Source organism: Vibrio sp. 1562, assembly GCF_033340155.1.
Classification (GTDB): Bacteria; Pseudomonadota; Gammaproteobacteria; order Enterobacterales; family Vibrionaceae; genus Vibrio; species Vibrio alginolyticus.
Map to the genome: position 1 here is coordinate 22,339 of NZ_JAWOVY010000002.1, position 24,972 is coordinate 47,310.

Here is a 24,972-nt window from a genome sequence, read left to right on the forward strand (position 1 = left end):
TATTTTTTCTCCTATTAGGCAGCCGAGCCTAGTGCCGACTGTAAATCAATACCATGTTCTCGCATTGCTGCGAGCTTGTAGCGTAGCGCTCGAGTAGAGACTCCAAGCGCGTTTGCGGTTTTCGTTCGGTTTCCACCAAACTGACGTAACTTTTCCAAAATAAACTGATATTCAGCTTGCTTCTTCGCTTCTACATGACCAAAGTTTGAAGTTGGCTCTGCTGTAGGAACTGACGCGACAAGCTCAATAGGCAGCATCAGGTCATGGGCTGTAATGTAATCACCATGACGCATGACCAAAGCGCGTTGAATGACATTTTCCAACTCACGAATATTGCCCGGCCAGTGATACTGACTCAGCGCACTAATCGCATCTTGGGATAGGTGACAGCGGCTGCTATCTTGATACTTTTCAATAAAGAATTGGCTAATCGGTAGAATGTCCTCTTTTCTTTCACGCAAAGGCGGCCAGTGCAGAGGCAGCACATCTAATCGATAATAAAGATCTTCACGGAACGTGCCTTTTTGAACTTCCTCACGTAAGTCTTTGTTGGTTGCCGCAATAACACGAATATCGAGCTGAACGGCTTTATGGCTACCAACACGTTCTACTTCACGCTCTTGAAGGACGCGCAACAATTTCGCTTGAACCGCAGGTGACATTTCACCAATCTCGTCAAGCAGAATCGTCCCGCCATTTGCTTCTTCAAACTTACCGCTTTGAGAATTTGTCGCTCCGGTGAACGCGCCTTTTACATGACCGAATAGCACAGCCTCTAACATTGACTCTGGAATGGCGGCACAGTTAACCGCCACAAATGGACCATTGATACGCGGAGAGTGCTCATGCACATATCGCGCCAGCACTTCTTTACCCGTTCCCGATTCACCTGTAATAAGCACACTCGCGTTAGTACATGCTGCACGATGCGCCAATTGCAGAACTTGTTTGCTTCTCCAAGACTCCGCAACAATGTTGGCCATTGGCTTACCTAACGCTTCAACACGTTTAAGCAGATTAACCAACTGATTAGATTCAAATGGGCGTAATAGATAATCAGTAGCGCCCGCTTTCATCGTCTCAGCAGCCAAGATGCCTTGCTCTTGGTCGACAATCGCAATAACAACACCCGAATTTCGCTGCTTTTGGTGACACGCGACAAACTCACGAACACACATATCCGGCAGCGTAGAGCTCACTAAAGTGATTTCTGCTCGCTCTTCAAGCAAAGCGCCTCGACCAGTACGAGTGTGTTTCGCGGTGTAACCTGCATTTTGCAACACATCCAATACTGGTTGAGCAAGAGCTTCATTTGGCTCAACCAACAAAATTTTCGTTTTCGTCATCATTGAACCTTAACTTTCGTTTGTTGATTTTGTGATTGTAGATCTGGGTAGTGTTTCGTAGCCGTATACTCGTTGTCCCTCACTAAACGCAGGGTGACACGTCGGTTTTTTGCTTGGCCATTAACCGAGTTATTGCTGGCAATTGGGTAACGCGAACCATGAGCTCGTGTTTCGATCATCGACTCGTCGACCCCAAGCTCAATCAAAGCGTTGGTGACTTGCTCTGCTCGAGTACGTGACACAGAAAGGTTCGTTAAACTTGAACCAACGTTATCGGTGTGACCGTCGATGAGGATTTTGGTCACTCGATCATCCACAGATACATAGCTATACAGCGCTTCTAGTGTTGCTTTCTGTCCACGACTTAACGTCTTCTGACCAAACTCAAATGAGAGCGCCATATCCCTTGCCTCTGAAAAAGACAATTTAGGCAATCGCGCGCGACACGCATTAAATGATTTCAATGCGTTTTGAATTTGAAGAGTAGGAATCACAATCTCTGAAACAGAGGAAGCATTACTTCCTTTAAGTGACAGCGTCACCCAACTACCCGAAGCAATTGAATCCATGAATTCTTCAGCGCCTTTATTAAAGATGAAACGCTGAGACGGCTTAGTAAATTCAAGGGAACCAAATTCTTTTCTATAAAGCTCATCACCCCAAGGAGCATTTTGAGTTGTTAAAGCAATCGTTTTCCATTTATTGTTTTCATATTCTATATCGGAAATAAAATAGAATTTATTATTAGGTTCCGCTAGGAAATAAAACTTCCCATAGTCTTTATTTGATTGCAACAAGTTGCATTTGAATTTATTTCCCTCATATGTCCATTTAGAGAGGTCCATAGGGATTGTTAAGACTTCTTCTGAATATGACACTTTTGAAAAAATAAAACTGATAACAATAATTGTGTTACAAATTATCAAACGGACATGATTCATGTATATCTTACATTCCCATGACTTAAACCGTTTAATTAAATATGCCACCAAGCCGAGAGAACTGGCATAGCTAATCATTTTAATTACCTATTCTGAATATTAAAATTGGTTACAAAACGCTCAAGAGAGCACGCTTAGCCTCCAACGGAAGCTTTAAGCATAAAAAACAGTATCTTATAATTTATTTATTTGAAGTTGTTGTTACGCCATAAAGGCAATTTAAAAAATCTATAACAACTAAAACGCTCAACATTGTTATTTTATTTATTAAGCGATTTATAAAGAAAACTAACTCTTTTTAAATTTCATTAAAAGATTATGACTATATGAACAAAGCAACATGTGAACTAAAGTCACAATCTTAGAGTTTGGAGCTAAAAGATCATTAAAATTTCTGTGTAGACTACACGCCATTAAGTTAAAACACTTTCGATTGTTAACGCACGGTAAAATATAAATGGAAAATAGAGTTAGCGAGCCTATTTCTGATAGTCAACTACTTGATGTAGAATTATTAGGCAAACCTATTCATATCATTCGTGAGAAGCTCGATAATTTAATTTCAGAATCTTGCTCAAACCTTACGACTGAATTACAAAATTGGCTCAGCACAGGAAAAGTGGAAGCTAGCTTAACCTCAGTAGACTTGCACCGCTTTACATCGGTTGAGATGGACAAAGAGCAAACGTCGACCTATCAACATCAGGAAGGCGGCATGGTATTCATCCATGGTAACCCTCACACGCTAATAAAGTTGGCTGATAGATTTTATGGTGCAAGTGCAGAGCGTTCAGCCGCTACTCTGACGGCCAGTGACTTACGTTTACAAGAGCGCATCAGTCGAATCATCATCGGTTGGCTTGCTCCTGGTGAAATGTGGGACACGGGTGAGTATGAGACCCCTAGAGGTATTGGCATTAACGTTCAATTAAACATTGCGTTTGACGATCATCAAGGCTCAATTCATCTCAAGCTAGATGGTCATCTTATTCAAACGCTAATCGAGCAGCTTGAACTGCAGCCTGATACCGATTTGTTTCAACCTTTCTGTCGTTCTTTAGAGACGACCCCCGTTCGACTGAACGTTGTTCTAAGTAAAAAGAAGATGCCTTTAAGTGATGTGGTTGGCTTACAACCCAACGATATTTTACCTATTGAGCTTCTTAACACGGTTCCAGTAAGCATTGGCAACCAATCTCTATTTACAGGTCGTATTGCCGAGCAAGACGGCCAACTTGTTTTGATCTTTAACCCTGATAAGGAACCGCAGCGATGAGCGAAGCGCTAGAAACTAATGCATTCGACGCAGAAGAACTGAACTTTGATGATTTTCAATTAGAAGACTTTGAAGCCGAAGATACGCTCCAACAAGAACCAGCCACTGCGGAACGTGACCTTAGCTTTTTCAAAAGCATTCCTGTCACAGTCACGCTGGAAGTTGCGAGTAAGGAGATCCCACTTGGGGACTTAATGAAAGCGGGTGAAGGCACGGTTATCGAGTTGGAAAAGCTCAATGGCGAGCCTTTAGACGTGAAAGTAAACGGTTCTCTTATGGGCCACGCTGAAGTTGTCGTTGTCAATGATAAGTATGGACTTCGTCTGATCGATGTACATGACTCTGCATTGAGTGGCGTTGGTCAATAATCTTAGGTAGGCATCACAATGAAAAATCTGAGCGCTTGGCACCGTTGGTTACCTCTTTTGGTATTGGTGTCACTTTTGTTTGCTTTCCCAACAATGGCGGCTGACAACGGCTTAACTATCTTGTCCGTTTCTGATGGCGACACACAACAAGAATACAGCGTTAAACTGCAAATTCTGTTGTTGATGACGGCGCTCAGTTTTCTTCCAGCATTTATTTTGATGGCGACGAGCTTTACTCGAATTGTCGTTGTCCTTGCGATTTTGCGCCAAGCTCTTGGTCTTCAACAAAGCCCACCTAACAGAGTGTTGGTCGGGATCGCTCTCGCATTGACGTTACTGATTATGCGCCCTGTCTGGAGCGATATTTATGAAAATGCGTTTCAGCCATACGACAACGGCGAAATCACGCTAATACAGGCTTTTTCTGTTGCAGAGAAACCAGTGAGAGAGTTCATGCTGGCACAGACGCACCAAAGCTCTCTTGAACAAATGTTACGTATTGCCAATGAGCCTCTCGACCAAAACGTTGAGGATATTTCATTTGCCGTTGTCTTGCCTGCATTTGTCATTAGTGAACTAAAAACCGCCTTCCAAATTGGTTTTATGCTTTTCATCCCGTTTTTGGTCATCGACTTGGTTGTCGCCAGTGTCCTGATGGCAATGGGTATGATGATGCTATCACCTTTAATTGTCTCACTTCCCTTTAAGTTGGTGGTATTTGTACTCGTGGATGGTTGGGCAATGACAGTTGGCACCTTATCTGCCAGCTTCGGTTAACTAGGAGCAGTTATGACCCCAGAACTAACCGTAACGTTATTTTCCGATGCAGTATGGCTGATCATTTTGATGGTTGCCGTATTGGTTGTTCCAGGCTTAATTGTCGGTTTGTGTATCGCCGTATTTCAGGCTGCCACACAAATCAACGAGCAAACACTCAGCTTTTTGCCACGTTTGCTCGTTACCTTATTAATGGTGATTTTTGCAGGTCACTGGATGCTCCGTAAGATCATGGAACTGTTTGATTTCTTGTTCCACAACATACCAGGGATGATTGGCTAATGGCCATCACATTTGCAGAGCTCTCGGCGATACTCGGTCAACTCTGGTGGCCGTTTTTTCGTGTGGGAGCCGTATTTATTTCAATGCCTTTCTTTGGTGATGCAATTATTCCTGTTTGGGTTCGTACTTTACTGGCCCTCTCGATCGTTGTCATTACTGGACCGTTAATGCCACCCATGCCACAAGTCGAATTATTCTCTATGACTTCCCTGTTCCTTGCTTTTGAGCAAGCTATTTGGGGGGTAATGTTTGGGTTAATTTTGCACATGCTCTTTAACGTTTTCACCATGCTTGGTCAGGTGATTTCTCTGCAAATGGGCTTAGGTATGGCGATGATGAATGATCCTATTAACGGGCTTTCTGTCGCCATTTTGGGACGCATATTTCTGATTTTCTCAACCTTGTTGTTTCTTGCGCTAGAAGGACACTTACTCGTCATAGATATCGTGATTCAAAGCTTTGTTGTTTGGCCAGTCGGATCTGGTATCACATCGCTTTCTCTGCAAGGTGTTGTCAATATTTTCGGTTGGATGTTTGCCTCTTCACTAGCTTTGGCTTTACCCGCTATTGTTTCCATGCTTCTAGCCAACATCAGTTTTGGTGTAATGAACCGAGCCGCACCATCACTTAATGTCTATGCGTTAGGTTTTCCTATGACGATGCTGCTGGGTCTATTCAGCGTATTAATCTCAGTTTCTGGTGTTCCTGGTCGCTACACGGCGCTCGTTCACGACACCATTAGACACTTGAGTAACTTTATGTTGGGGGGAGCATGAGCGATCAATCTTCTCAAGACAAAACTGAAAAAGCCTCACCGCAGAAGGTAAAGAAAGCCCGTCAGGAAGGACAAATTCCTCGCGCGAAAGAGTTTACTACTGCGGTTATATTTCTAGCGGTGGCGCTCTACTTTTACTCTCAGCTTAATAGTATTTGGGAAAGCATGTCGGGGATCTTTCGCTACAACATGATGCTGACGCGAGCCGACCTAGAAAATCCTAAACAACTTGTCGAGCAATTGGGACAAAGTTTAGCAGTCATCATCGACATGCTATTACCATTGTTTACCGTCATTATTATCGTGACCTGTGGTAGTAGCCTTGTGCTAGGCGGCTGGATGTTCCGTCCCGCGAACGTGATGCCAAAGCTCAGCAAAATTAATCCTTTGAGCGGGATAAAGCGCATTTTTTCGACCCGCTCAGTGGTTGAGCTCTTAAAGTCGACGTTCAAAGTAGCCGTGATCTTCGGCATCTTATATGGCTATTTAGACAACCACTTACAGCCATTACTTGGCATGCAAAACCTCCCACTCAGCCAAGGTTTTTCTCTAGTAATGTCAATTCTGTTTGAAGGCTTACTCTTAATGGGCTTCGCCTTGTTGTTATTTGGGGTTATCGACATTCCTTATCAGCGTTGGGAACACCTAAAAGAACTCCGCATGACGAAACAAGAATTGAAAGAGGAATTTAAAAATAATGAAGGTCGTCCGGAAGTAAAACAACGTATTCGTCAAATACAGCAACAGTTTGCGCGCCGTAAGATCGATAAAATGGTGCCGACGGCTGACGTGATCATCACAAACCCAACGCACTACGCAGTCGCACTGAAATACGAGCCTTCGCTTTCTGACGCGCCCTTTGTCGTCGCAAAAGGCGTAGACGAAACTGCTATGCACATTCAACGTATCGCCCGAGAAAACAAAGTGGAAATCATTAACTCCCCGCCACTTACCCGTTCGATTTATCACACGACGGCGATTGAACAAGCAATCCCAAGCCAACTGTACATCGCAGTGGCACATATTCTTACTTACGTTTTGCAATTGAAAGCCTTTCGTAAAGGTGAGGGAAAAGAGCCAATTCCTTTACCTCATTTTTCGATTCCAAAACATTTGCAGCACTGATTAACCCGCGTTTATCCAAGGACACGAAAGTATGCTTAACCGGTTAAAACAACTTCAAACATCAACCAAAGGCTACGTTGGCATTCCAATCGTCTTGCTAATGATATTAGCAATGGTGATTCTTCCTTTGCCTCCTCTGCTACTGGATGCGCTGTTTACCTTTAATATCGTCTTAGCAATCCTAGTATTGCTGGTCAGCACAACCGCAAAGCGACCATTAGATTTCTCTGTTTTTCCAACTATTTTGCTGGTCGCAACATTATTACGTCTCACATTGAACGTGGCTTCTACGCGAATTGTACTCCTAGAAGGACATAATGGTGGTGACGCAGCGGGTAAGGTCATTCAAGCATTCGGTGAAGTCGTCATTGGCGGTAACTACGTCGTTGGTATGGTGGTGTTCGTCATCTTGATGATCATCAACTTCGTCGTAATCACCAAAGGTGGTGAACGTATTTCTGAGGTTTCAGCCCGCTTTACGTTGGATGCTTTACCAGGCAAACAAATGGCAATTGATGCCGACTTAAACGCTGGCCTTATCGATCAGGAAACGGCTCGCTTACGCCGTAAAGAAGTCGCCAACGAAGCCGATTTTCATGGTTCGATGGATGGTGCATCAAAGTTTGTGCGTGGCGATGCCATCGCAGGTTTGTTGATTCTGTTTATCAATATCATTGGTGGTATCAGTATTGGTGTCTTCGAGCATGGACTCGCTGCGTCTGACGCCTTTAAAACTTATGCCCTACTCACAATCGGTGATGGTCTAGTTGCTCAAATTCCTTCACTACTATTGGCAACGGCTGCCGCGATTATCGTTACGCGAATTAATGATAGCGATAATGGCATGTCGGAAACCATGCAAAAGCAATTACTGGCAACTCCTGCAACGCTATTTACTGTCGCAGGTATTATGGCGGTAATCGGTATGGTACCGGGTATGCCACACCTAGCCTTTTTTGCGTTTGCTGGCGCATTAGCGTTCGCAGGGTGGCGTCAAACCAAGAAGCCAGTGCAAGACTCCCAGATTGAAGAGGTCGAAGCACTTTCACAAGCAATGCAAGACGATGATACACCGCTGACATGGGATGATATTCCTCACGTCCAAACATTATCACTTGCGCTTGGTTATCGACTCGTCCATCTAGTCAACAAAGAACAAGGGGCTCCTTTATCACAACGTATCCGCGGTGTGCGTCGAAACCTTTCTGAACAAGTTGGCTTTTTATTACCTGAAGTTCGTATTCGTGACAACCTGAGCCTCAAGCCAAACCAATACACAATTTCTCTAAATGGCGAAGTCATTGAGCAAGGTTTTATTGAACCAGAGCGTTTAATGGCGATAGCGGTTGGCGAAACTTACGGTGAGGTAAATGGCATTTTGGGTAGCGATCCTGCTTATCAGTTGCCAGCTGTGTGGATTGAGCATCAAGATAAAGCAAAAGCACTTAATATGGGTTACCAAGTTGTCGATGATGGCACTGTTATTGCCACTCATATTAGTAAAATCATGAAGACAAACCTTGCAGAATTGTTTACGCACGACGATGTGGAAGCAATAACCCAGCGTTTGACACAACAAGCCCCGAAACTAGCAGAAGCATTAGCAGCAGCACTTAATCCAGCGCAGCAGCTGAAAGTATATCGTCAGCTTTTATTGGACCAAGTGCCACTAAAAGATATTCGCACGATTGCCAACACAATGTTGGAATCCGCGGAAAATACAAAGGACCCGATCCTACTTGCATCTGATGTACGCTGTGCACTAAAGCGTACGCTTGTTAACTTAATTGCAGGACAAAAGAACGAGTTAAATGTCTACGCACTGTCTGATGAGCTAGAACAAATGCTACTAACTTCACTGCAACAAGCACAATCTTCTGGTACGGTAACACTAGATAGCTTCCCAATTGAGCCAAACATTCTTGGTCAGTTCCAACAAAACTTGCCATTGATCAGACAACAGCTTAAGCAACAGGGGCTACCTCCGATCCTTCTCGTTATGCCACAGCTGCGCCCTCTTCTAGCGCGTTACGCTCGTACATTTACACAAGGGCTGGCAGTATTGTCTTACAACGAAATCCCAGAAAACAAACAAATCAATGTGGTAGGAAACCTTGGTTAATCTTATTTCAACACATGCGATGTACGAACATTTGGTTGGTCTCGCAGTACAACATATCGTCACGGATGACGATCAATTAGTCTTTGATGCTTTAAAACACAATGATGTCCAACACGCATGCCAAGCAATTAGGGAAGCTCAATCAGGGGAAGTAGAATTCCAACACCTGACGTTGAGATTTGGTATGCGTGGAGAACAAAGTGTCTATCAATTCAAACTCTCTGAACAAATGCAGTACTGCCTGGATTTGTTCAGTCTTTACCTTGCACTAAGACAAACACAATTTCAGTTAGAAGCCTTTCATCACGACTTGATTAGTAATGTTGTCGTGCCGATTCGCGTGGATGCATTACTGTGGGAGCCTGGGGTTTATTTTCTCGAACAGACAATTCAATTCCACTCTTCTGCTTTTCAACATGTGATTCCTTCTCTTCAAGCTGATGAAACGTTATGTGATCGTGATAAAGTCGCCACACTCACCAAAAAGTTAAAAGAGAATGCATATTCACTTTGGTTTGAAGTCGCGACATCGCAAGTGAACTTCGAGCGCGTCGCAGACTTTAGTCCCGATATGATCAAATTGTCAGTCACACTAGAGGATAAAGAAGAAAGACACGCTTTCCTACCTATTGCTAAGTTCTTAAGAAAGCATAAATATACTTGGGTTGCCGGACGTGTAGCGAGTCAAACGGAACTTAACCGCTATCGTTTATTGGGTGCCAGTTATTATTTTGGTTATTTCAGCGATATCCCAACCTCTCTCTCCTTTCAGTCTTTTGATGAGGAATAGTTGAAACTCAACCATTTATATTTAAAACAGCACGATTTATTCGTGCTGTTTTTTTATTTATAACGGATAACCACAAGATCATTGGGCAATAGTTTCTTTAACTTAACTAAAAAATTTAGGCTTATATGATGATTTTCTCGGTTTTCATGGAATACAAATCACTAAAAATCATCAATTTTTATCTTTTTTAGAAATTTTTTAATTTTCAAATTAATCATTAAAGCCGACCGACCGCCTCTAGTTAGTGACAAGGGAATATCCCGAGGCCTGAAAGATATAGTGACTAACTAAGGAGACTAAGATGGCTTTATCAATGCACACTAACTACGCTTCGCTTGTAACTCAAAACACAATGAACACAACAAGCGGACTTCTAAACACAGCAATGGAACGTCTAAGCACAGGCTACCGTGTGAACTCAGCTGCTGATGACGCTGCTGGTCTTCAAATTGCTAACCGTCTAGAAGCGCAAACACGCGGCATGTCAGTAGCAATGCGTAACGCACAAGACGGCATCTCTATGATGCAAACTGCTGAAGGTGCGATGGATGAAATGACAAACATCGTTTACCGTATGAACGACCTTGCTACACAATCGTTGAACGGTTCAAACAGTGCAACAGACCGTGCGTCTCTTAACAAAGAGTTCACACAGCTTACTGCAGAACTAAACAACATCGTAGACAACACTAAGTTCGGTGGTCAAAACCTTCTTAAAGGCGGCGGCTTCGGTGCAGGTGACGTAACATTCCAAATCGGTGCATCTTCTGCTGAAACATTGACTGTAAGCGCAAGCGCAGGTATCGGTGAAATCACTACTATCCTTGCTGATGCAGCAATTACAGATGGTATCGATGACGCGACTAAAGCAAAAGCAGCACTAGACAAAATCAGCGGCGCTGACGGTCTAGTAGAAAAAATTGGTAGCTCTCGTGCAGACTTCGGTGCGAACATCAACCGTCTTGAGCACACTATGGCTAACCTTGGTAACATGGTAGAAAACGTTACAGCATCTAAAGGTCGTATCATGGATACAGACTTTGCAGTAGAGTCTTCAAACATGACTAAGAACCAAATGTTGATGCAAGCAGGTACAACTGTTCTGTCTCAAACTAACCAGCTTCCAAGCATGGCAATGTCACTACTACGCTAATTACTTAGTTAATAGTGCGCTTAATTTAAATCGTCTTAATTATAAAGCCTTCCTATGGAAGGCTTTATTTTTATCTACGAATATAAATAGAGCTCGTATTATCTTTGTGAGATTCAGGCACTCTGAATCCGAATTTCAACATAATATTAAATAAAACCTTATTAAACAGTTCTAATTCTATCGTCTCTAATTTGCTTCCTATTTTACTATCTCTAAGTTCAGGAAAATTGAACTTAGCTTCCTTTAAGATACTAGCTATCTCATCAGAATTGATGCTCTGTTTACTTAATAGTTTTTTGTTAATGAACTCTTCATATGCACGAGCACATTTCATCAATCGCAACGCAAATTCATTCATAACTGACATTCTTTGAAACGTAAAAAATTTAATTTTTAGTGAGAACACTTGCACTTCGCACTATCAAAAATAATATCAGAACGCAATTAATGCACTCTGTAAGAATTATCTGAATCAAGCTGAAGTAAAGGCTGAATATAACGTCTAATTAAAACATCTCTCCTAATTAGAACCGTCAATACAATTAAATATTTTCTTTGTTTAGGTCGCCTTTTCTTATAAGGAAATTACTTTTTCCATGGAGGAAGGCGGAACAAACAAGGTGGAAACACCACTTCCTCCCAAGAAAACAAAATAGCTTTAAACCTTTGTTTTAATTGAATTTAATATACGGCACGTATCTTGCAATGATAATTAAACTAAGGCGTAGCATTCAAAGTATTCAAGCCAATAAGAGATGAGAGGAGCACACCTCATGAGTTCTTTAGACCCAGTAAAAATGGCAACCCAATTCGCACAATTGGACACAAACCCATTCAAAAACCGTTACCAAGCGCAAGCTAATGTGTACCAGTCACAACTGTCAGCTTTTAATAAAGTTGAAAGCGCACTACGTGATTTTCGTACTGCAATGAAAGAGATGAATAACAGCACAAACAGCATCATCAAAAACAGTGCGACACTCTCTCAAGAAGGTAACTTTACTGCAAACGCGGATGCTAAAGCGCTAACGGGTAACTATCAGATTTTTGTAGAAAAAGTGGCAACGGCGCATCAAGTATCTACAGGTATGCCTGCAGACCTTGAGGCAACGACAGAAGTACCAACTACTGGATCTTTAGAATTCACCATCAACGGTGAAACAATGACTCTAGACTTGTCCTCCGTTGATGTTAATGGTGACGGCACTGCAACGATCAGCGATTTAGCCAGTGCGATTAACAATCACACGGATAACCCTGGCGTTAACGCCACTCTAGTTCGCTCGAATGGTCAAACACACTTTATGCTATCGAGCACTGAGACTGGTGTCGAAAATAAGATCAACGTATCTGCAACAGGTACCGGCCAAGCGTGGTTTGAAGACGCCTTCACCAACCTCAAGCAAATTAACGCTCCGCAAGATGCGGTTATGTGGCTAGGTGCAAAAGACTCAGGCCTGAAACTAACCAACGCAAGTAATACTTTTGAAGGTGTCATCGACGGTGTTGACATTACCGTATCTAAACCGCAAGCCGCGGGAGATTCGCCAATCGGTTTAAAAATTGGAGCTGATAGCGAAGGCACTAAAGAACAACTAGATAAGTTTGTGGAAACCTACAATGCCCTTGTTTCGACTATCGATCAGTACACCCAAATTGGCGGTGAAGATCAGAAACGCGGCGTGCTCGCTAGCGACTCGACATTGCGTTCTATTGAGAGTCAGTTAACGGGGTTAATCCGAGGTGAACACAATGGTATGCGCCTAAGCGAGATCGGCGTGAGCCTAGACCGCAACGGTAAAATGAAAGTTGATCAAGAAAAGTTCAAAGAAGCTCAACAAACAAATAGCGCAGGCTTAGAGGCGTTGTTTAATGGGGATGACGCTTTGCTAGATTCTCTTGACGCAATGGTAGAGCCTTTCTTGAAGTTCTCATCAGGTACCTTCAGCACGCGTAAAGACGCAATACAGTCAAGCTTAGACCGAATCAAAGATAAACAAACCAATTTAGAGCGTAAGTACGAAATGTCGTACAACCGCTATCTCAAACAATTCACTCAAATGAATTCAATTATGACCCAAATGAACCAAACCATGTCCATGTTTAATGCTCAAAAATAAGACATTTGGTTCCAAATTTAGGAGAAATATTCATGCTTATGGATTCTGGTTACGATTCGTACCAACAAGTCGATCTCGACGCTCAAGCGGCAGCAGCAAATCCACACCAATTGGTCATCATGTTAATCGATGGCCTACTCGATGAAGTTGAACGTATTCGCGGCCACCTAGCCGCAAATCGTTTGGCCGAGAAAGGGAATGGAATCAACAAATGCATGAACATCTTGATTGGACTAACAAGTGCTTTAGATGATGAAAACGGCGGTGAAATTGCGGAAAACCTACGCCAGCTGTATGACTTCTGCCAAGTCGAACTTTATTACGCTAGCGTGCAAAACGATGCAAATCGCTTGGTTAACGTTGAGCGTGTAATGGGTAACATTCGTGAAGGTTGGATGAATTTTGGACAACAAGCATAAAGTATCGCCAGAGCGATTCCGTCATTTATCTCAGCTCATCCAGTTCGCCGCAAAAACGGCCGATTGGCATGCGCTCAAGCGGTACGACTTGCAGTTGCGAGAGCTTTTGATCAGTCACAAGCCTTTTTTGAAAGATCCTAAGCTTGCACCTGAAATCCAGCGAGCGAAAACAGTGCACGCTAATGCCTTCGCAGTATTAGAGAAGTCGACCAACGAGTTGAAAAAAGAGATGAACATGGTCAATGACCATCAAGAACGCGCTATGGCCTATCAATTAGCAATGACCATGGAGCTAACTCAATGATCATACCTTCTTCAACTCAGCACTCGGGTAATTCGCCAGCTAACAATGAGGGTCACATCAAGCAAGCGAACTCGGTACACGGCTTTTCTCATGGTTTTAAATCAGGGAACAAGCAGAATGGTGAGCAAGACTTTAACTCTGCGTCAGCGGTACCGAGTTTTCACCTTACGGCCTCTACTTTGAACAGCGCAAACAAAGTACAAAGTCATGGTTTTGATACTGATGACCGCTCAGCTTCAGATCCGGATGCCAACTTGACCAGTACACTAGGGTTAACAGAATCGACTGATCTTGCAGCGCAAGCTCAAGCTTTAACCCAGGGTATGATTACCATGGCAGAGAAGCAGGCTGAGAAACTAGGAAAAGCGTCATCTTTAATGACTGCGAGCGAAGTTAAGTCTGTTACTCAAGATTCGTCTAACGCTATGTTAAACACATCTTCAAAACAAGATGTGAAGCAAAGTCTGCCGACTTCATCGAGTTCGCGTTTGCCTATCTCCGGTGCTGAGTTTCAAACACTTTTGAATCAACCTGTTCAAGGGCAACCAACCGCATCTCTACTTCAAGCACAAGCTCCTACAACACAACCTGCACATTCACCGGTTGCGACGAGTCATATTCAAGCTCAAGGCTCTGAGTGGGCAGCGGTGCGTGTTGATACCACTGCCGGAAAGTGGGGGGAGCAAATGATGCAAGTATTACATGATCGCGTGACGCTCCAAGCTCAACAAAATGTACAAGAAGCAAAAATCCGCCTAGACCCACCAGACTTAGGGAAATTGGATTTACTTGTACGTGTTGAAGGTGACCGATTGAGTGTCCACATCAACGCCAATGCCGCAGCAACACGAGAAGCTTTAATGCAAGTTTCGGAACGATTGCGTACTGAGTTACAAGAGCAAAACTTCGTTCATGTCGATGTCAATGTTGGCTCTGATCAAAACCGAGGTCGAAATGACCCACATGCAAACGAAGAAGACGCCAATATTTTCGCCGCACGAGAATCTGGTGCATTCCAAACCACGACAACAACTAACTATTCAGAACACTGGCTAAGCACTCAAGCTTAGTGAATCTTCGAGGAAAAAGGTTATGACCAAACAACAAATGATCGCCCTGTTTATCGCCATGATCATCACCAGTGCCCTCGTTTCGGCCGTCACAATTATGGGCGGAATCTGGTACTTAAACAAACACGCTCAAGAGTCACCTGACTCTGGTTCACTGATCGAAGACTCTCCACTGTCTTTTTTGGTCACAGAACAACCGACAAGTAAAGGTCCTAGCTTCCATCCTTTGGACAAAGTCGTTTTGACCGTTAAAGGCAAGAAACAGACTCACTTTGTGATGCTAGAACTGGCAATTGAGACACGCCGTCCAGAGCGTATCAAAGAGATCGATGAATACATGCCTATGGTACAAAACTCTCTATTAAAACTGTTTAGCGACAAAACGTTTGATCAGTTACAGCAAGCGGGTGCCATCGATATTCTGCAAGACGAAGTGAAGCAAACGCTTCTACTCGCTTTTGCTAAAACAGACATCGTCCGAGAAATCGACGATGTTTTGTTGACTAAATATGTTGTGCAATAACGGAGCACAACCATGTTAGACATGAATGTACAAGACACTTACACCACAGAAGAGGAAGTGACAACACCGTCACGACCAATTGATGAAAACGCATTGCTACAACGTCATCAGGTCATGGTAAAACGCGTAGTTAACCAGCTGCGCGTTCATGCCACTTCTCACTGTAGTATTGAAGATATGCAGCAGATAGGCCTTATCGCTCTAGTCGAGGCTGGACGCCGATATGGCGATGTTGACGATCCTCACTTTCCTGCTTTCGCCGTTTGTCGAGTTCGGGGAGCTATTTTAGACGAATTACGCCGACTAGATTGGCGTTCACGTAAGACTCGTCAACAAGCCCACGAGCTCAACGACGTGACTCGAGATCTCACTCGAACGTTAGGTCGAATGCCAACGGATGCCGAAATCATCCAGGCTTTAGGGACGAATGAGCAAGATTATTACAACCGCCAAAATGCCGCTCTCGCAGGCGAGATGCAAAGCCTTGACCAACTGATGGAGAGCAGCGGTGATAGCTACATTGGCGGGCAATACGATGGCATGGAACATGAACATATTCGTCGTAGTTTAGACAGTGCTTTGGGTAAGTTACCTAAGCGCGATCAACTGCTCCTGACTCTGTTCTATCAACATGAACTCAACTTACACGAAATAGCTCTGGTATTGGATCTGACACCACCTCGTATATGTCAGCTTCACAAACAAGCGCTGAAACAACTCAACCAATTAATGTCCTCTTAGGAGTCACAAGATGCAAAAGTTTTTTGGAGTGCTCACTATCCTGGTGTGCGTCTTCGGTGGATATATGTGGGCCGGTGGTAGCTTAGGTGCTATCTGGCAGCCAGCCGAATTCCTTATCATTATTGGCGCCGCTGCTGGTTCTTTGATCATCGGTAATCCGCCTCATGTACTGAAAGAAATGCGTCGCCAAGTGCCAGCGACCATTAAAGGTCCAACAGAAGAGCATGAGTACTACATGGAATTAATGGCACTACTCAACAACTTGCTAGAGACAGCGAGAAACCGCGGATACAAGTTTCTGGATTCTCATATTGAGGCTCCGGAGCAAAGCTCTATGTTCCTCGCTTACCCGACGATCGCCGAAGATCATCGCCTAATTTCTTTCATTACTGACAATTTACGTTTAATGGCAATGGGACAGATGTCGCCTCATGAATTAGAGGGACTGCTAGAGCAAGAAATCGAAGCAATACAGAACGAAATGCTTTTACCTTCACGCTCACTACAGCGTACAGCAGAAGCACTACCTGGCTTCGGTATTCTTGCAGCAGTTGGTGGCATCATTATCACCATGCAAGCTATTGATGGCTCAATCGCTATGATTGGTTATCACGTTGCGGCAGCTCTCGTTGGTACATTCATTGGTATTTTCGGTTGTTACTGTGGCTTAGATCCACTAAGTAACGCCATGGCTCAGCGAGTAAAACGTAATATGACTGCTTTTGAGTGCGTTCGTGCAACCTTGGTTGCCTACGTAGCGAAAAAGCCGACATTGCTCGCCATTGACGCTGGTCGTAAACATATTCAGCTAGACATCAAACCAACATTCAACCAAATGGAGAAGTGGTTAGCTGAACAGGAGGGATAATGCAAAAACAAGAGCATGTAGTGTTCAAACGTGCCAAAGTATACAGCCATGATGAGTCGTCTCATGGCGGCGCGTGGAAAGTCGCGTTTGCTGACTTCATGATCGCCCTAATGGCGCTGTTTCTTGTACTTTGGGTTATGCAGGTGGTAGACAAAGAAGAGCGTAAAGCGATTGTTGCCCACTTGCATAGTTCAAGCGTATTCGACAAGAGTTACGGCAACCCATTTGATACATCACAAAGTATTTCTCCTATCGACTTGGCACAGGACTCTTCTGTGCCAAGTAAACACAACTCCAACCATGTGGTAAGCTCTTACTTCAAAGGTGATGGGGATGGACCAGAAATTGATTCTTTGATTCCTGGTAACTTCGATACTCAAGAGCAACTTGCCGCACTAGCGAAAGTAATTGAGCAAATGACTGCCCAAATTAATGCGCAGGGAAATGTAAACGTCACGGTGACACCACAAGGTTTGCGTATCGTCCTTCAAGATGATTACAAACAGCACATGTTCAGCCGTGGTGGTGCAGAACTTACTCCTTTTTTTGAAGATTTACTGCTCGCACTAGCACCTGTATTTCATCGTGTTAACAACCCTCTGATCATCAGCGGACACACAGATGCAATTCCATTTAAAAAGCGTTTTGGTCGTCAATCTAACTGGGCGTTATCAGCCTCTCGAGCAGACGTAGCAAGAAATACGTTAGTTGAAGGCGGTATGCCGGATGATAGAGTAATGCAGGTAACGGGTATGTCAGATAGAGCGCTGCTTAATCCTGATGAGCCAGATTCTAGCGAAAACCGTCGTATTGAGCTGTTTGTTTTAACGACTCCTGCCGCTAAAGTGCTTGAGACCCTTTTTGGCAACCACCAAGAAAGTGAACTGCAAAAAGCGAAAGATAAGGCTGAATTCAACCAACCAGTCATTCGTCAAGAAGTCATCAATTACTCCGGCGATACCGCCACCAGCGAAGTAAAAATTCAAGAATTATAATCTTAAAAGGTCACCACTCTGATGGTGACCTCTCTAACCAAAGCCTCTGTTACTGTGACTTTTTAGTTGAGTTCTATATGCACATAACATCATCCGAAAAAAGAAAAAGCGACTTACTGAAGAAAGCCTTTTTATGGCTCATTGTCTTCGATTACCTTTTATTGGCGTTTTTCTTAACTCAGCTATCAAGTATGACACTAAACAGCGGAACCATGATCAGCTTGTTACTTGTTGTTTATAACGTCTTACTTGTTTCGCTATGTTTTCAACGAACCAACAAGCAGGACTCTTACATTATCTACCCTGTTTTGTCCGCAACGTTATTAGCATTTGTCTGCTTTCTTTACTTCTTTTTTTTAATTTAGCTCCCCGACTCGACCATTGATTTTATTTTTACTGCTTTTTCGAAGTGGTCGAGCTGATGAGTCTGAATCCACCACGTAGCCGCTTCCATCAACAGCTCTGGGTCGTCATTTTTATTAGCGAAAAACGCATAAAATGAGAGACCAACCAATTCACCTTTACTCGCGATCTTTTTGTCACAGACCTCTATAATTTTGTCTCTCAGCGAAGCTCTCATTTCTAATCCCTTAACCTAGTACATACTCACTAACCATACGGTTGAAAGAAATCAAATCAAACGAGCCTTTAATTTCAAAACGCACTCTTCCCACCTCACTCATGAAGAACTCGATTTCACAATCCAAATCAAAAGTACCAGAGGTCTCGATAGAAAATGCATTGATCTTACTGTAAGGCAAAGAAGTGTAATCCACTTTTGAGCCGGTAATCCCTTGCACATTTGCCGCTATCACTCGCTTGTTCGTAAACACCACTTGGTCACGAACTGTTTTAAAAGCAGCGAAAATAGTCTCACCATCAATCAAGAACTTAAGGAAGTCTTCTCTGGCATTAGAAACGTCAATCGGCTTAAGCTTAAATACAGAGGAATTGTCGAAATCAATCATAATTAATCCTTTGAGTGGGCGTTAGAACGAATTATCAACGTATCAGATAGCACCACTTTTGCCTACTCGCAACGCACGTTTCTGCTTGATTCGCCCAACAACGAAGCGTCACTCACTTCCACCCTTGCATCCATTGCTCAGAGTCTTTTAGGTCTTGCCAGTTCATCTCTCGGTCGCGTTTACTCATGACTGCCTCGATGACACATCTCACAACGTTACCATCTTCATCTAGTTCCATTTCTGTCACGACAAAATGCTTCTCTTTGTTTTTAGGTGAAATTGCCGTCCATTTACTGTGCAATAGTTTCTTAGGGTGGATTCTGTTCATCGCATTGTACCAATTTAACTACCATGTTGATGTATACGACTGAATACCAAGAGAGAATCAGATTTTGTTTTTGCAAACCGACAAAAGATAAAACCGCAAAAGAGATCACTCCCTTTCGCGGCTCTAACTACAATCCGACTAGGTCTTCTGACCATTCAGTCGAGGGTTTAGGTACTGACTTTGTAGCAACTGTAACCCTTTACCGACCAGAACAATCACTATCGCTCCAATCAGGACAGGCGTGAAGAGAAAACTCCATCCCTGCCCAGACGCCATGATCAAAATTGGATTTGCACCCGCAGGTGGATGAGTGGTCTTCGTAATCAGCATCGCAGACACACCTAGCCCCGTCGCAATCGCGAGCGTGACCGGCGTGACGTCAACATACTGGCTAAACGCAATACCGATAGAGGCCGTGATGAAGTGACCAATGATCACGTTTTTGGGTTGAGCGAGAGGGCTGCTAGGCACCCCAAACACCAACACCGCCGTAGCACCAAATGGCGCCATGAGAAGTACTACCTCAGTAAGAGATACCTCGGCGTAAGACAACACACCAATAGCCAACGTAGCGCCAAGCCCGGCAACCAACGATAAAATTAAATTATTCATAAACACCTCAAAGTAGACCGAATTGTCTACAAAATAAAATAGACAAACCTGTCTACCTTTGTCAATATGTGTTTATGGAACTTTTTGAGGACGTAGTTATGAACAAAAAGAAACAGTTATTGATCGACACAGCTTTGTCACTGTTTTACAAACAAGGCATAAACTCTATTGGCATCAATGAAGTCCTCAATGTTTCCGGCGTGGCTAAACGCACGCTATATAACCATTTTGAGAGCAAAGAAGCACTTATCATCTCCGCATTAGAACAACGCCACGAAATATTTATGGAATGGTTGGAGGAAAAGCTTTCTTCAGCACAAACGTGCGCGGAAGTGATCGATCAGTTATTTACAGCACTCAACGGCTGGTTTCATGGCTCTGAAGAAAAGTTGGGCGAGTTTCGCGGTTGCTTTTTCATCAATACGTCCGCGGAATTCAGTGACGACAGTGGCGAGATCGCAACGTATTGCCGCTACCATAAGCAGCAAGTCAGAGAGCTAATTCAACGCTATCTCAAATCAGACAACGCTTCATTACTCGATGCCATTTGCTTCATGAAAGAGGGCGCGATCACTACCGCTTACATGACGAAAGAATACGACAACGTCACGAAGAAATGCGTGACCATTTTGCACAAGCTTTAATGCGTTCAGGTATAGTCATTTGCGGATTAAGTATTCAAACCAAAGGCACCAATCGGTGCCTTTCGTTTTAGTTAGTGAGTGTACTTACAGCTCGTGCTCAGTACGTGCGATGATGTCGTCTTGCGCATCTGGTGATAGCGCGGTAAAGAAGGCTGAGTAGCCTGCAACTCGCACAACAAGATCACGATATTGCTCTGGGTTCTTCTTCGCGGCTAACAAGGTCTCGCGAGAGACGATGTTGTACTGCACGTGCCAACCTTTGTGGTGGTTGAAGAAGGTGCGAATCAGCATAGAGAGCTTGAGCTTATCCCCTTCAGACTCAACCGCCGCCGGGCTTAACTTCTGGTTAAGCAGCACGCCACCAAGGATCTTATTCGCTTGGATCTTACCGACCGAGTTGTACACAGCTGTTGGACCTAAACGGTCTGAGCCAGACGACGGGCTTGCACCTTCTGCCAATGGTGTTTTCGCTTTACGACCGTCCGGCGTTGCCATGGTTGAAGCGCCGAATGGGACGTTTGCCGAGATACTTGATGTACCTGCGTAGTAACCGCCGCCAATTGGACCACGCCCATGACGCGTATTAACGAACTGTTCTAGCTCATCAATGTACACTTGGTAAGCGTCTGCCAGTAGTTGGTCTACTGCGTCATCATCGTTACCGTATTTTGGTGCAAAGTTGATAAGACGTTGGCGAAGCTGTTCGTTCTCCATGCCGTCGAAATCTTCTGCCAATGCTTTTGCCAACTCTGGTTGGGTGATTTGCGCGTCATCGAAAACAAGGTGCTTGATGGCAGCTAGGCTGTTACCCAAGTTTGCGATACCGACTTGCAAACCAGATACCCAATCGTATTTCGCGCCGCCTTCTTTCACGGTTTTACCGCGAGCCAAACAGTCATCCACTAGCGTTGAACAGAAGATGTCTTGTGCCTGCTGTTCAAGCACGCTGTCCACTACCGTATCAATCTCAATCGATTTACGGGTGTAGTAGCGGATTTGCTCTGCCCAAGAAGCTGTCACTTGCTCAAAGTTCTCAAAGTTACCTTTTGCTAATGACTTATCGTGTGGCAAGAAAGCTTTACCCGTTGTTGCATCCACACCTTCGTTCAATGAAGCTAGCAAGATACGAGCGAAGTTAATGAAGCTCATGCCCGTACAACGGTAACCCCATTTGCCCGGAACTGCGGTCTCGATACAGCCGATAGATGCGTAGTTGTAAGCGTCTTCTTTCTCTACACCAAGCTTGATGAATTCAGGAATAACAATCTCATCGTTGTTGAACGCTGGCATACCGAAGCCGCATTTAATCACTTCAATACAGCCCATTAAGAACTCTTGGTTTAAACCTTCATGGTAACGCACACTCAAGTTAGGTTGCGTCGAACGTAACTGACCACAAGATTCCAGAATCGCCCAAGAAAGTGGATTCACTGCATCTTCAGGCTCACCCTTTTCATTCAACTTCTGACCGCCGATACACACGTTTTGATACAGCGGAGAACCTGCCGATGCTTTTGAGTGTGCACCAGAGCGAATCTTGTTTACTTCAAGCAACTTCAACCAGCAGCTTTGTAAAAGCTCTAGTGCAAAGTCTTTTTCAATCGCGCCGTTTTCGATATCGCGAACATAAAATTCGTTTAGGAATTGGTCCATACGACCGAAAGAAACCGAGTGACCATTCGATTCGATTTGTAGCATCAACTGAACAAAGTAGCTCAATTGCAGTGCTTGCCAGAAGTTTTCTGGTGCGTGGCTTGCTACATGACAACAGTTTGCAGCAATGCTTTCTAATTCAGCTTTGCGCAGGGGGCGCGTCTCTTCTAACGCCATTTTTGCTGCTAATTCAGCGTAGCTCACCATGTGATCTTGAATGGCAAGCAGTACGATTTCGACTGATTTGTAGAACTGCTCTTTCTTCAAGCCTTCAAAGGTCGAAACATCATTGTTAGCACGGTGCTGACGAACATCCTCTAGCAAACCGTTCATGCCTAGCTTCAAGATTTTCTCGTTATCCACCGCAAGGTGCGCGTCACCCGAAGTCATGTTGCCTTCGGCTTTAATGATGGTGCTGGCTAAGATTTCTTGCTGTTCATCAGTAAACAAACCATAACAACGGTCTTGAACGGTTTTACCGCGCCAATACGGTGTGATGCTGTGGATGCTTTGCTTATCTTCTTCAGTAACAGCAAAGCCTGCACCAGGACGGTCAGCTAGCTCATCAATTTCCGCTTCAATCCAACGCACTGTGTATTCTGGGAAAATAGGCGCAGCGCGTACTTTGCTCGCTTGGTTACCGACGATTAGCTCATCGTGTTTAATCCAAATAGTACGAGTGCGTAAGTGCTCTTGCAGTGCTAGCGCACGTTGAACAATAACAGGTTTGTCTTCGTTTGCTTGATAAGCACGAGTGTATGCCTCTGCGCGCTCGGTACAGACAGGTGGCGTTACGATATTTACCAGTGCCGATTTGTGCGCTTTGATACGCTCAGGAAGGTAATTCAGGTCCATAGTTAACCTCTTACAATCACGTTAAGTTGGGTGTTTTCGCTTGCGTATTGCATGGCGCTTTCTAGCAGTTCTGTTTTGTTTAATGGCTTGTCAGAACACTCGTAAGGCATATCGAGCAAACGGTATTTATTGATGCCGAGCGTGTGGTACGGCAGCAAGTGAAGTTCTTGGCAGCTCTCTAGTGAAGCCGCAAAATCGATGATGTCTTTCAACTCTTCGATGGTGTCATTGAACCCCGGCACAACGGGAACGCGAATCACAATGCGTTTCGCGATAGGTGCCAGTTTTCGGAAATTGTCTTTGATGCGTTTTAGTGAACCTTTCGCCCAACTAAGAAACTTTTCTTCATCGGTGTGTTTTAAATCTGCCAACCAACAATCGATATGCGGCGCGGCTTTTTCGACGTTCTTCCACGGCACATGCATGCACGATTCAATAGCGGTAGAGACTTGGTTGTCGTGCAGACGCTGCGCGAGTTCTGCTACCAAATCGGCTTGCATGAGTGGCTCACCACCGGAGAAAGTCACGCCACCTTGGCTTTGGTCGTAGAAAGGTTTGTCCTTAATTAAGGTGTCGAACAACATGTCTGATTTCGCCTCTTCACCGCAGACAGTCAGTGCTTGCGTAGGACAGACGTCTCGCAGCGCGATCAATTGGTCTTCTTTGATGGCTTTGCGATTGATGATGATCTGGTTGTCGATACGTTGAATACCATCACCCATCGTTTCACTACCCTCCGTGGTTAGAGTTGTGGCTTGATAAGCAGAAACGCACAGCTGGCAACCTTCCATACAGCTTCGCTGATCAAACAACAGTGAATGCTTTTCGCTGCGGCTTTCTGGGTTTTGACACCAAGGGCAAGACAAGCTGCATCCTTTAAGAAAAAGAATGGAACGAATGCCATCGCCATCATGGGTAGAGAATCGTTGGATATTGAAATACATCTCTGCTTGCCTCTTGGTCTGTGCTACCGCTGTGTACTTAATCCGTTTCTTACTGGTCAAGTCTTATCAGCGGCTTTTCTTTGTTCGAACTGAAAGCTTCATTTGAGCGTTTACAAGTTTCACTTAACTTTCATTTAATGAAATTATTATAGTTTCAAATGAAATTTCAATTGATCAAAATCAAGATCTCGTTCGATTGTCAGATCTATAGTGATCCCATCATCAAAACGAAGATTTTGTTTAAGGTAGAAACCATGATTGAACTTTATTTAGATACTGCTGATGTGGCAGAAGTAAAACGCTTTAACCAGTGCCTACCGCTAAAAGGCGTGACGACAAACCCGAGCATTTTGGCGAAGTCAAAACAGGGACTGAATGAAACCCTAGCAGGCATGCAAGAAGCACTTGGCGGTACACCTCGCTTTCACGCTCAAGTCGTGAGTTCAACCGTCGAAGGCATGGTGGCAGAAGCACGCCAATTGAATGAATTGCCTTACGATATGGTGGTAAAAGTGCCAGCAACAGAAACCGGCTTAGCGGCAATTAAGCTAATGAAAAAAGAGGGAATTCAGGTTCTTGCTACCGCTATCTATTCAGCTCAACAGGGTTTCCTTGCGGCACTGTGCGGTGCAGACTACCTAGCACCTTACGTAAACCGCATTGATGCGATGAACGGCAACGGTGTTGAAGTGGTCGCGGATCTTCAATTGTTGCTCGATCAAAACCAGCTACCAGCGAAGATTTTGGCAGCCAGCTTCAAGAACACTCAACAAGCGATGGAGGTGATGAAACTGGGCATCGAAGCCATTACATTGCCAACTGATGTGGCGGCACAAATGTTCGCACATCCAGCAGTAAAACCTGCGGTTGAACAGTTCGATAAAGACTGGAAAGAGACGTTCGGCGAGAAACTTTCATTTGAAAGCTAATTAAAAGTAGCAGCTAGATGTCTTAGTTAGGGTCTATTGAACTT

At 44.1% G+C, this 24,972-nt stretch carries 29 protein-coding genes; 20 read left to right on the forward strand and 9 right to left on the reverse strand.

The genetic code is table 11. The features are described 5' to 3' along the window. Positions 1-14: 14 nt before the first annotated feature. Together R7Z49_RS01885 and R7Z49_RS01890 are read right to left on the reverse strand one after the other, a co-directional pair. Positions 15-1,346 carry a sigma-54 interaction domain-containing protein gene (locus tag R7Z49_RS01885; protein ID WP_047102378.1) on the reverse strand — a complete coding sequence of 444 codons (1,332 nt, stop codon included), beginning with the start codon at positions 1,344-1,346 and terminating at the stop codon, positions 15-17. Continuing rightward, positions 1,346-2,365 carry an OmpA family protein gene (locus R7Z49_RS01890; RefSeq protein ID WP_033906697.1) on the reverse strand — a complete coding sequence of 340 codons (1,020 nt, stop codon included), beginning with the start codon at positions 2,363-2,365 and terminating at the stop codon, positions 1,346-1,348. The genes R7Z49_RS01885 and R7Z49_RS01890 overlap by 1 nt, the downstream gene beginning before the upstream one ends. Positions 2,366-2,744: 379 nt before the next feature. On the opposite strand from R7Z49_RS01890, the gene R7Z49_RS01895 reads away from it, so the two are divergent. The 9 genes from R7Z49_RS01895 (at position 2,745) to lafA (ending at position 10,955) form a co-directional block, all read left to right on the forward strand. Then, a complete protein-coding gene (locus tag R7Z49_RS01895) occupies positions 2,745-3,563 on the forward strand; it encodes a FliM/FliN family flagellar motor switch protein (RefSeq protein ID WP_005375039.1) in 819 nt (272 codons plus the stop codon). Beyond that, positions 3,560-3,931, forward strand: a complete 372-nt coding sequence (gene fliN / locus R7Z49_RS01900; RefSeq protein ID WP_005375038.1) for a flagellar motor switch protein FliN — start codon at positions 3,560-3,562, stop codon at positions 3,929-3,931. The genes R7Z49_RS01895 and fliN overlap by 4 nt, the downstream gene beginning before the upstream one ends. Before the next feature lie 18 nt (positions 3,932-3,949). After that, positions 3,950-4,708 (forward strand): flagellar type III secretion system pore protein FliP, encoded by a 759-nt coding sequence (gene fliP, locus R7Z49_RS01905; protein ID WP_005375037.1) that lies wholly within the window; start codon positions 3,950-3,952, stop codon positions 4,706-4,708. Positions 4,709-4,720: 12 nt separating this feature from the next. After that, the gene (gene fliQ, locus R7Z49_RS01910; protein ID WP_005375036.1) at positions 4,721-4,990 is read left to right on the forward strand and encodes a flagellar biosynthesis protein FliQ; all 270 of its coding nucleotides are present in this window, start codon (positions 4,721-4,723) and stop codon (positions 4,988-4,990) included. Further along, positions 4,990-5,766, forward strand: a complete 777-nt coding sequence (gene fliR / locus R7Z49_RS01915) for a flagellar biosynthetic protein FliR (RefSeq protein WP_005375027.1) — start codon at positions 4,990-4,992, stop codon at positions 5,764-5,766. Before fliQ ends, fliR begins: the two co-directional genes overlap by 1 nt. After that, entirely contained in the window at positions 5,763-6,890 is a 1,128-nt protein-coding gene (gene flhB, locus R7Z49_RS01920; protein WP_005375025.1) for a flagellar biosynthesis protein FlhB, read from the forward strand. Before fliR ends, flhB begins: the two co-directional genes overlap by 4 nt. A gap of 31 nt (positions 6,891-6,921) precedes the next feature. Beyond that, complete coding sequence (gene flhA / locus R7Z49_RS01925; RefSeq protein WP_318111266.1) at positions 6,922-9,012, forward strand: flagellar biosynthesis protein FlhA; 2,091 nt, start codon at positions 6,922-6,924, stop codon at positions 9,010-9,012. Between the two features lie 19 nt (positions 9,013-9,031). After that, positions 9,032-9,802 carry an EAL domain-containing protein gene (locus tag R7Z49_RS01930; protein WP_005375023.1) on the forward strand — a complete coding sequence of 257 codons (771 nt, stop codon included), beginning with the start codon at positions 9,032-9,034 and terminating at the stop codon, positions 9,800-9,802. A gap of 301 nt (positions 9,803-10,103) precedes the next feature. Beyond that, complete coding sequence (gene lafA, locus R7Z49_RS01935; protein ID WP_005375019.1) at positions 10,104-10,955, forward strand: lateral flagellin LafA; 852 nt, start codon at positions 10,104-10,106, stop codon at positions 10,953-10,955. A gap of 70 nt (positions 10,956-11,025) precedes the next feature. On the opposite strand, the gene R7Z49_RS01940 is transcribed toward lafA, so the two are convergent. Then, positions 11,026-11,313, reverse strand: coding sequence for a hypothetical protein (locus tag R7Z49_RS01940; protein ID WP_005375016.1), 288 nt, complete (start codon positions 11,311-11,313; stop codon positions 11,026-11,028). Between the two features lie 415 nt (positions 11,314-11,728). Between R7Z49_RS01940 and fliD the strand changes: the two genes are divergently transcribed. From fliD to R7Z49_RS01985, 9 genes are all read left to right on the forward strand, one after another. After that, positions 11,729-13,075, forward strand: coding sequence for a flagellar filament capping protein FliD (fliD, locus tag R7Z49_RS01945; RefSeq protein WP_031781075.1), 1,347 nt, complete (start codon positions 11,729-11,731; stop codon positions 13,073-13,075). A gap of 32 nt (positions 13,076-13,107) precedes the next feature. After that, positions 13,108-13,494, forward strand: a complete 387-nt coding sequence (gene fliS / locus R7Z49_RS01950; RefSeq protein WP_005375014.1) for a flagellar export chaperone FliS — start codon at positions 13,108-13,110, stop codon at positions 13,492-13,494. Next, positions 13,478-13,798 carry a hypothetical protein gene (locus tag R7Z49_RS01955; RefSeq protein WP_005375013.1) on the forward strand — a complete coding sequence of 107 codons (321 nt, stop codon included), beginning with the start codon at positions 13,478-13,480 and terminating at the stop codon, positions 13,796-13,798. Before fliS ends, R7Z49_RS01955 begins: the two co-directional genes overlap by 17 nt. Next, on the forward strand, positions 13,795-14,868 hold the full coding sequence (locus R7Z49_RS01960) for a flagellar hook-length control protein FliK (RefSeq protein ID WP_258509053.1): 1,074 nt from the start codon (positions 13,795-13,797) through the stop codon (positions 14,866-14,868). The genes R7Z49_RS01955 and R7Z49_RS01960 overlap by 4 nt, the downstream gene beginning before the upstream one ends. 22 nt (positions 14,869-14,890) lie before the next feature. Beyond that, positions 14,891-15,391 (forward strand): flagellar basal body-associated protein FliL, encoded by a 501-nt coding sequence (gene fliL / locus R7Z49_RS01965; protein WP_005375011.1) that lies wholly within the window; start codon positions 14,891-14,893, stop codon positions 15,389-15,391. 12 nt (positions 15,392-15,403) lie between these two features. Then, on the forward strand, positions 15,404-16,132 hold the full coding sequence (locus R7Z49_RS01970; protein ID WP_005375008.1) for a FliA/WhiG family RNA polymerase sigma factor: 729 nt from the start codon (positions 15,404-15,406) through the stop codon (positions 16,130-16,132). Positions 16,133-16,142: 10 nt separating this feature from the next. Continuing rightward, positions 16,143-17,000, forward strand: a complete 858-nt coding sequence (gene motA / locus R7Z49_RS01975; RefSeq protein ID WP_005375006.1) for a flagellar motor stator protein MotA — start codon at positions 16,143-16,145, stop codon at positions 16,998-17,000. After that, a complete protein-coding gene (locus R7Z49_RS01980; RefSeq protein ID WP_005375003.1) occupies positions 17,000-17,995 on the forward strand; it encodes a flagellar motor protein MotB in 996 nt (331 codons plus the stop codon). Before motA ends, R7Z49_RS01980 begins: the two co-directional genes overlap by 1 nt. Before the next feature lie 77 nt (positions 17,996-18,072). Further along, entirely contained in the window at positions 18,073-18,360 is a 288-nt protein-coding gene (locus R7Z49_RS01985) for a hypothetical protein (RefSeq protein WP_005375002.1), read from the forward strand. On the opposite strand, the gene R7Z49_RS01990 is transcribed toward R7Z49_RS01985, so the two are convergent. From R7Z49_RS01990 to R7Z49_RS02005, 4 genes are all read right to left on the reverse strand, one after another. Then, positions 18,357-18,575: a DUF6500 family protein gene (locus R7Z49_RS01990; protein WP_017634431.1), complete on the reverse strand. Its 219-nt coding sequence runs from the start codon at positions 18,573-18,575 to the stop codon at positions 18,357-18,359. The genes R7Z49_RS01985 and R7Z49_RS01990 overlap by 4 nt on opposite strands. Before the next feature lie 10 nt (positions 18,576-18,585). After that, complete coding sequence (locus tag R7Z49_RS01995) at positions 18,586-18,963, reverse strand: PH domain-containing protein (RefSeq protein WP_005386881.1); 378 nt, start codon at positions 18,961-18,963, stop codon at positions 18,586-18,588. A gap of 112 nt (positions 18,964-19,075) precedes the next feature. After that, complete coding sequence (locus R7Z49_RS02000) at positions 19,076-19,291, reverse strand: TIGR02450 family Trp-rich protein (protein ID WP_005374999.1); 216 nt, start codon at positions 19,289-19,291, stop codon at positions 19,076-19,078. Between the two features lie 138 nt (positions 19,292-19,429). Then, positions 19,430-19,903, reverse strand: a complete 474-nt coding sequence (locus R7Z49_RS02005) for an HPP family protein (RefSeq protein WP_017634430.1) — start codon at positions 19,901-19,903, stop codon at positions 19,430-19,432. 98 nt (positions 19,904-20,001) lie between these two features. Between R7Z49_RS02005 and R7Z49_RS02010 the strand changes: the two genes are divergently transcribed. Further along, a complete protein-coding gene (locus tag R7Z49_RS02010) occupies positions 20,002-20,547 on the forward strand; it encodes a TetR/AcrR family transcriptional regulator (RefSeq protein ID WP_017634429.1) in 546 nt (181 codons plus the stop codon). An 84-nt stretch (positions 20,548-20,631) separates the two neighbouring features. Here the strand turns inward: R7Z49_RS02010 and R7Z49_RS02015 are convergent, their stop codons facing one another. Together R7Z49_RS02015 and R7Z49_RS02020 are read right to left on the reverse strand one after the other, a co-directional pair. Further along, positions 20,632-23,055, reverse strand: a complete 2,424-nt coding sequence (locus R7Z49_RS02015; protein WP_318111267.1) for a formate C-acetyltransferase/glycerol dehydratase family glycyl radical enzyme — start codon at positions 23,053-23,055, stop codon at positions 20,632-20,634. A 2-nt stretch (positions 23,056-23,057) separates the two neighbouring features. Continuing rightward, complete coding sequence (locus tag R7Z49_RS02020; RefSeq protein ID WP_318111269.1) at positions 23,058-23,999, reverse strand: glycyl-radical enzyme activating protein; 942 nt, start codon at positions 23,997-23,999, stop codon at positions 23,058-23,060. A gap of 254 nt (positions 24,000-24,253) precedes the next feature. Between R7Z49_RS02020 and R7Z49_RS02025 the strand changes: the two genes are divergently transcribed. Then, a complete protein-coding gene (locus R7Z49_RS02025; RefSeq protein WP_027726626.1) occupies positions 24,254-24,928 on the forward strand; it encodes a fructose-6-phosphate aldolase in 675 nt (224 codons plus the stop codon). Positions 24,929-24,972: the final 44 nt, after the last annotated feature.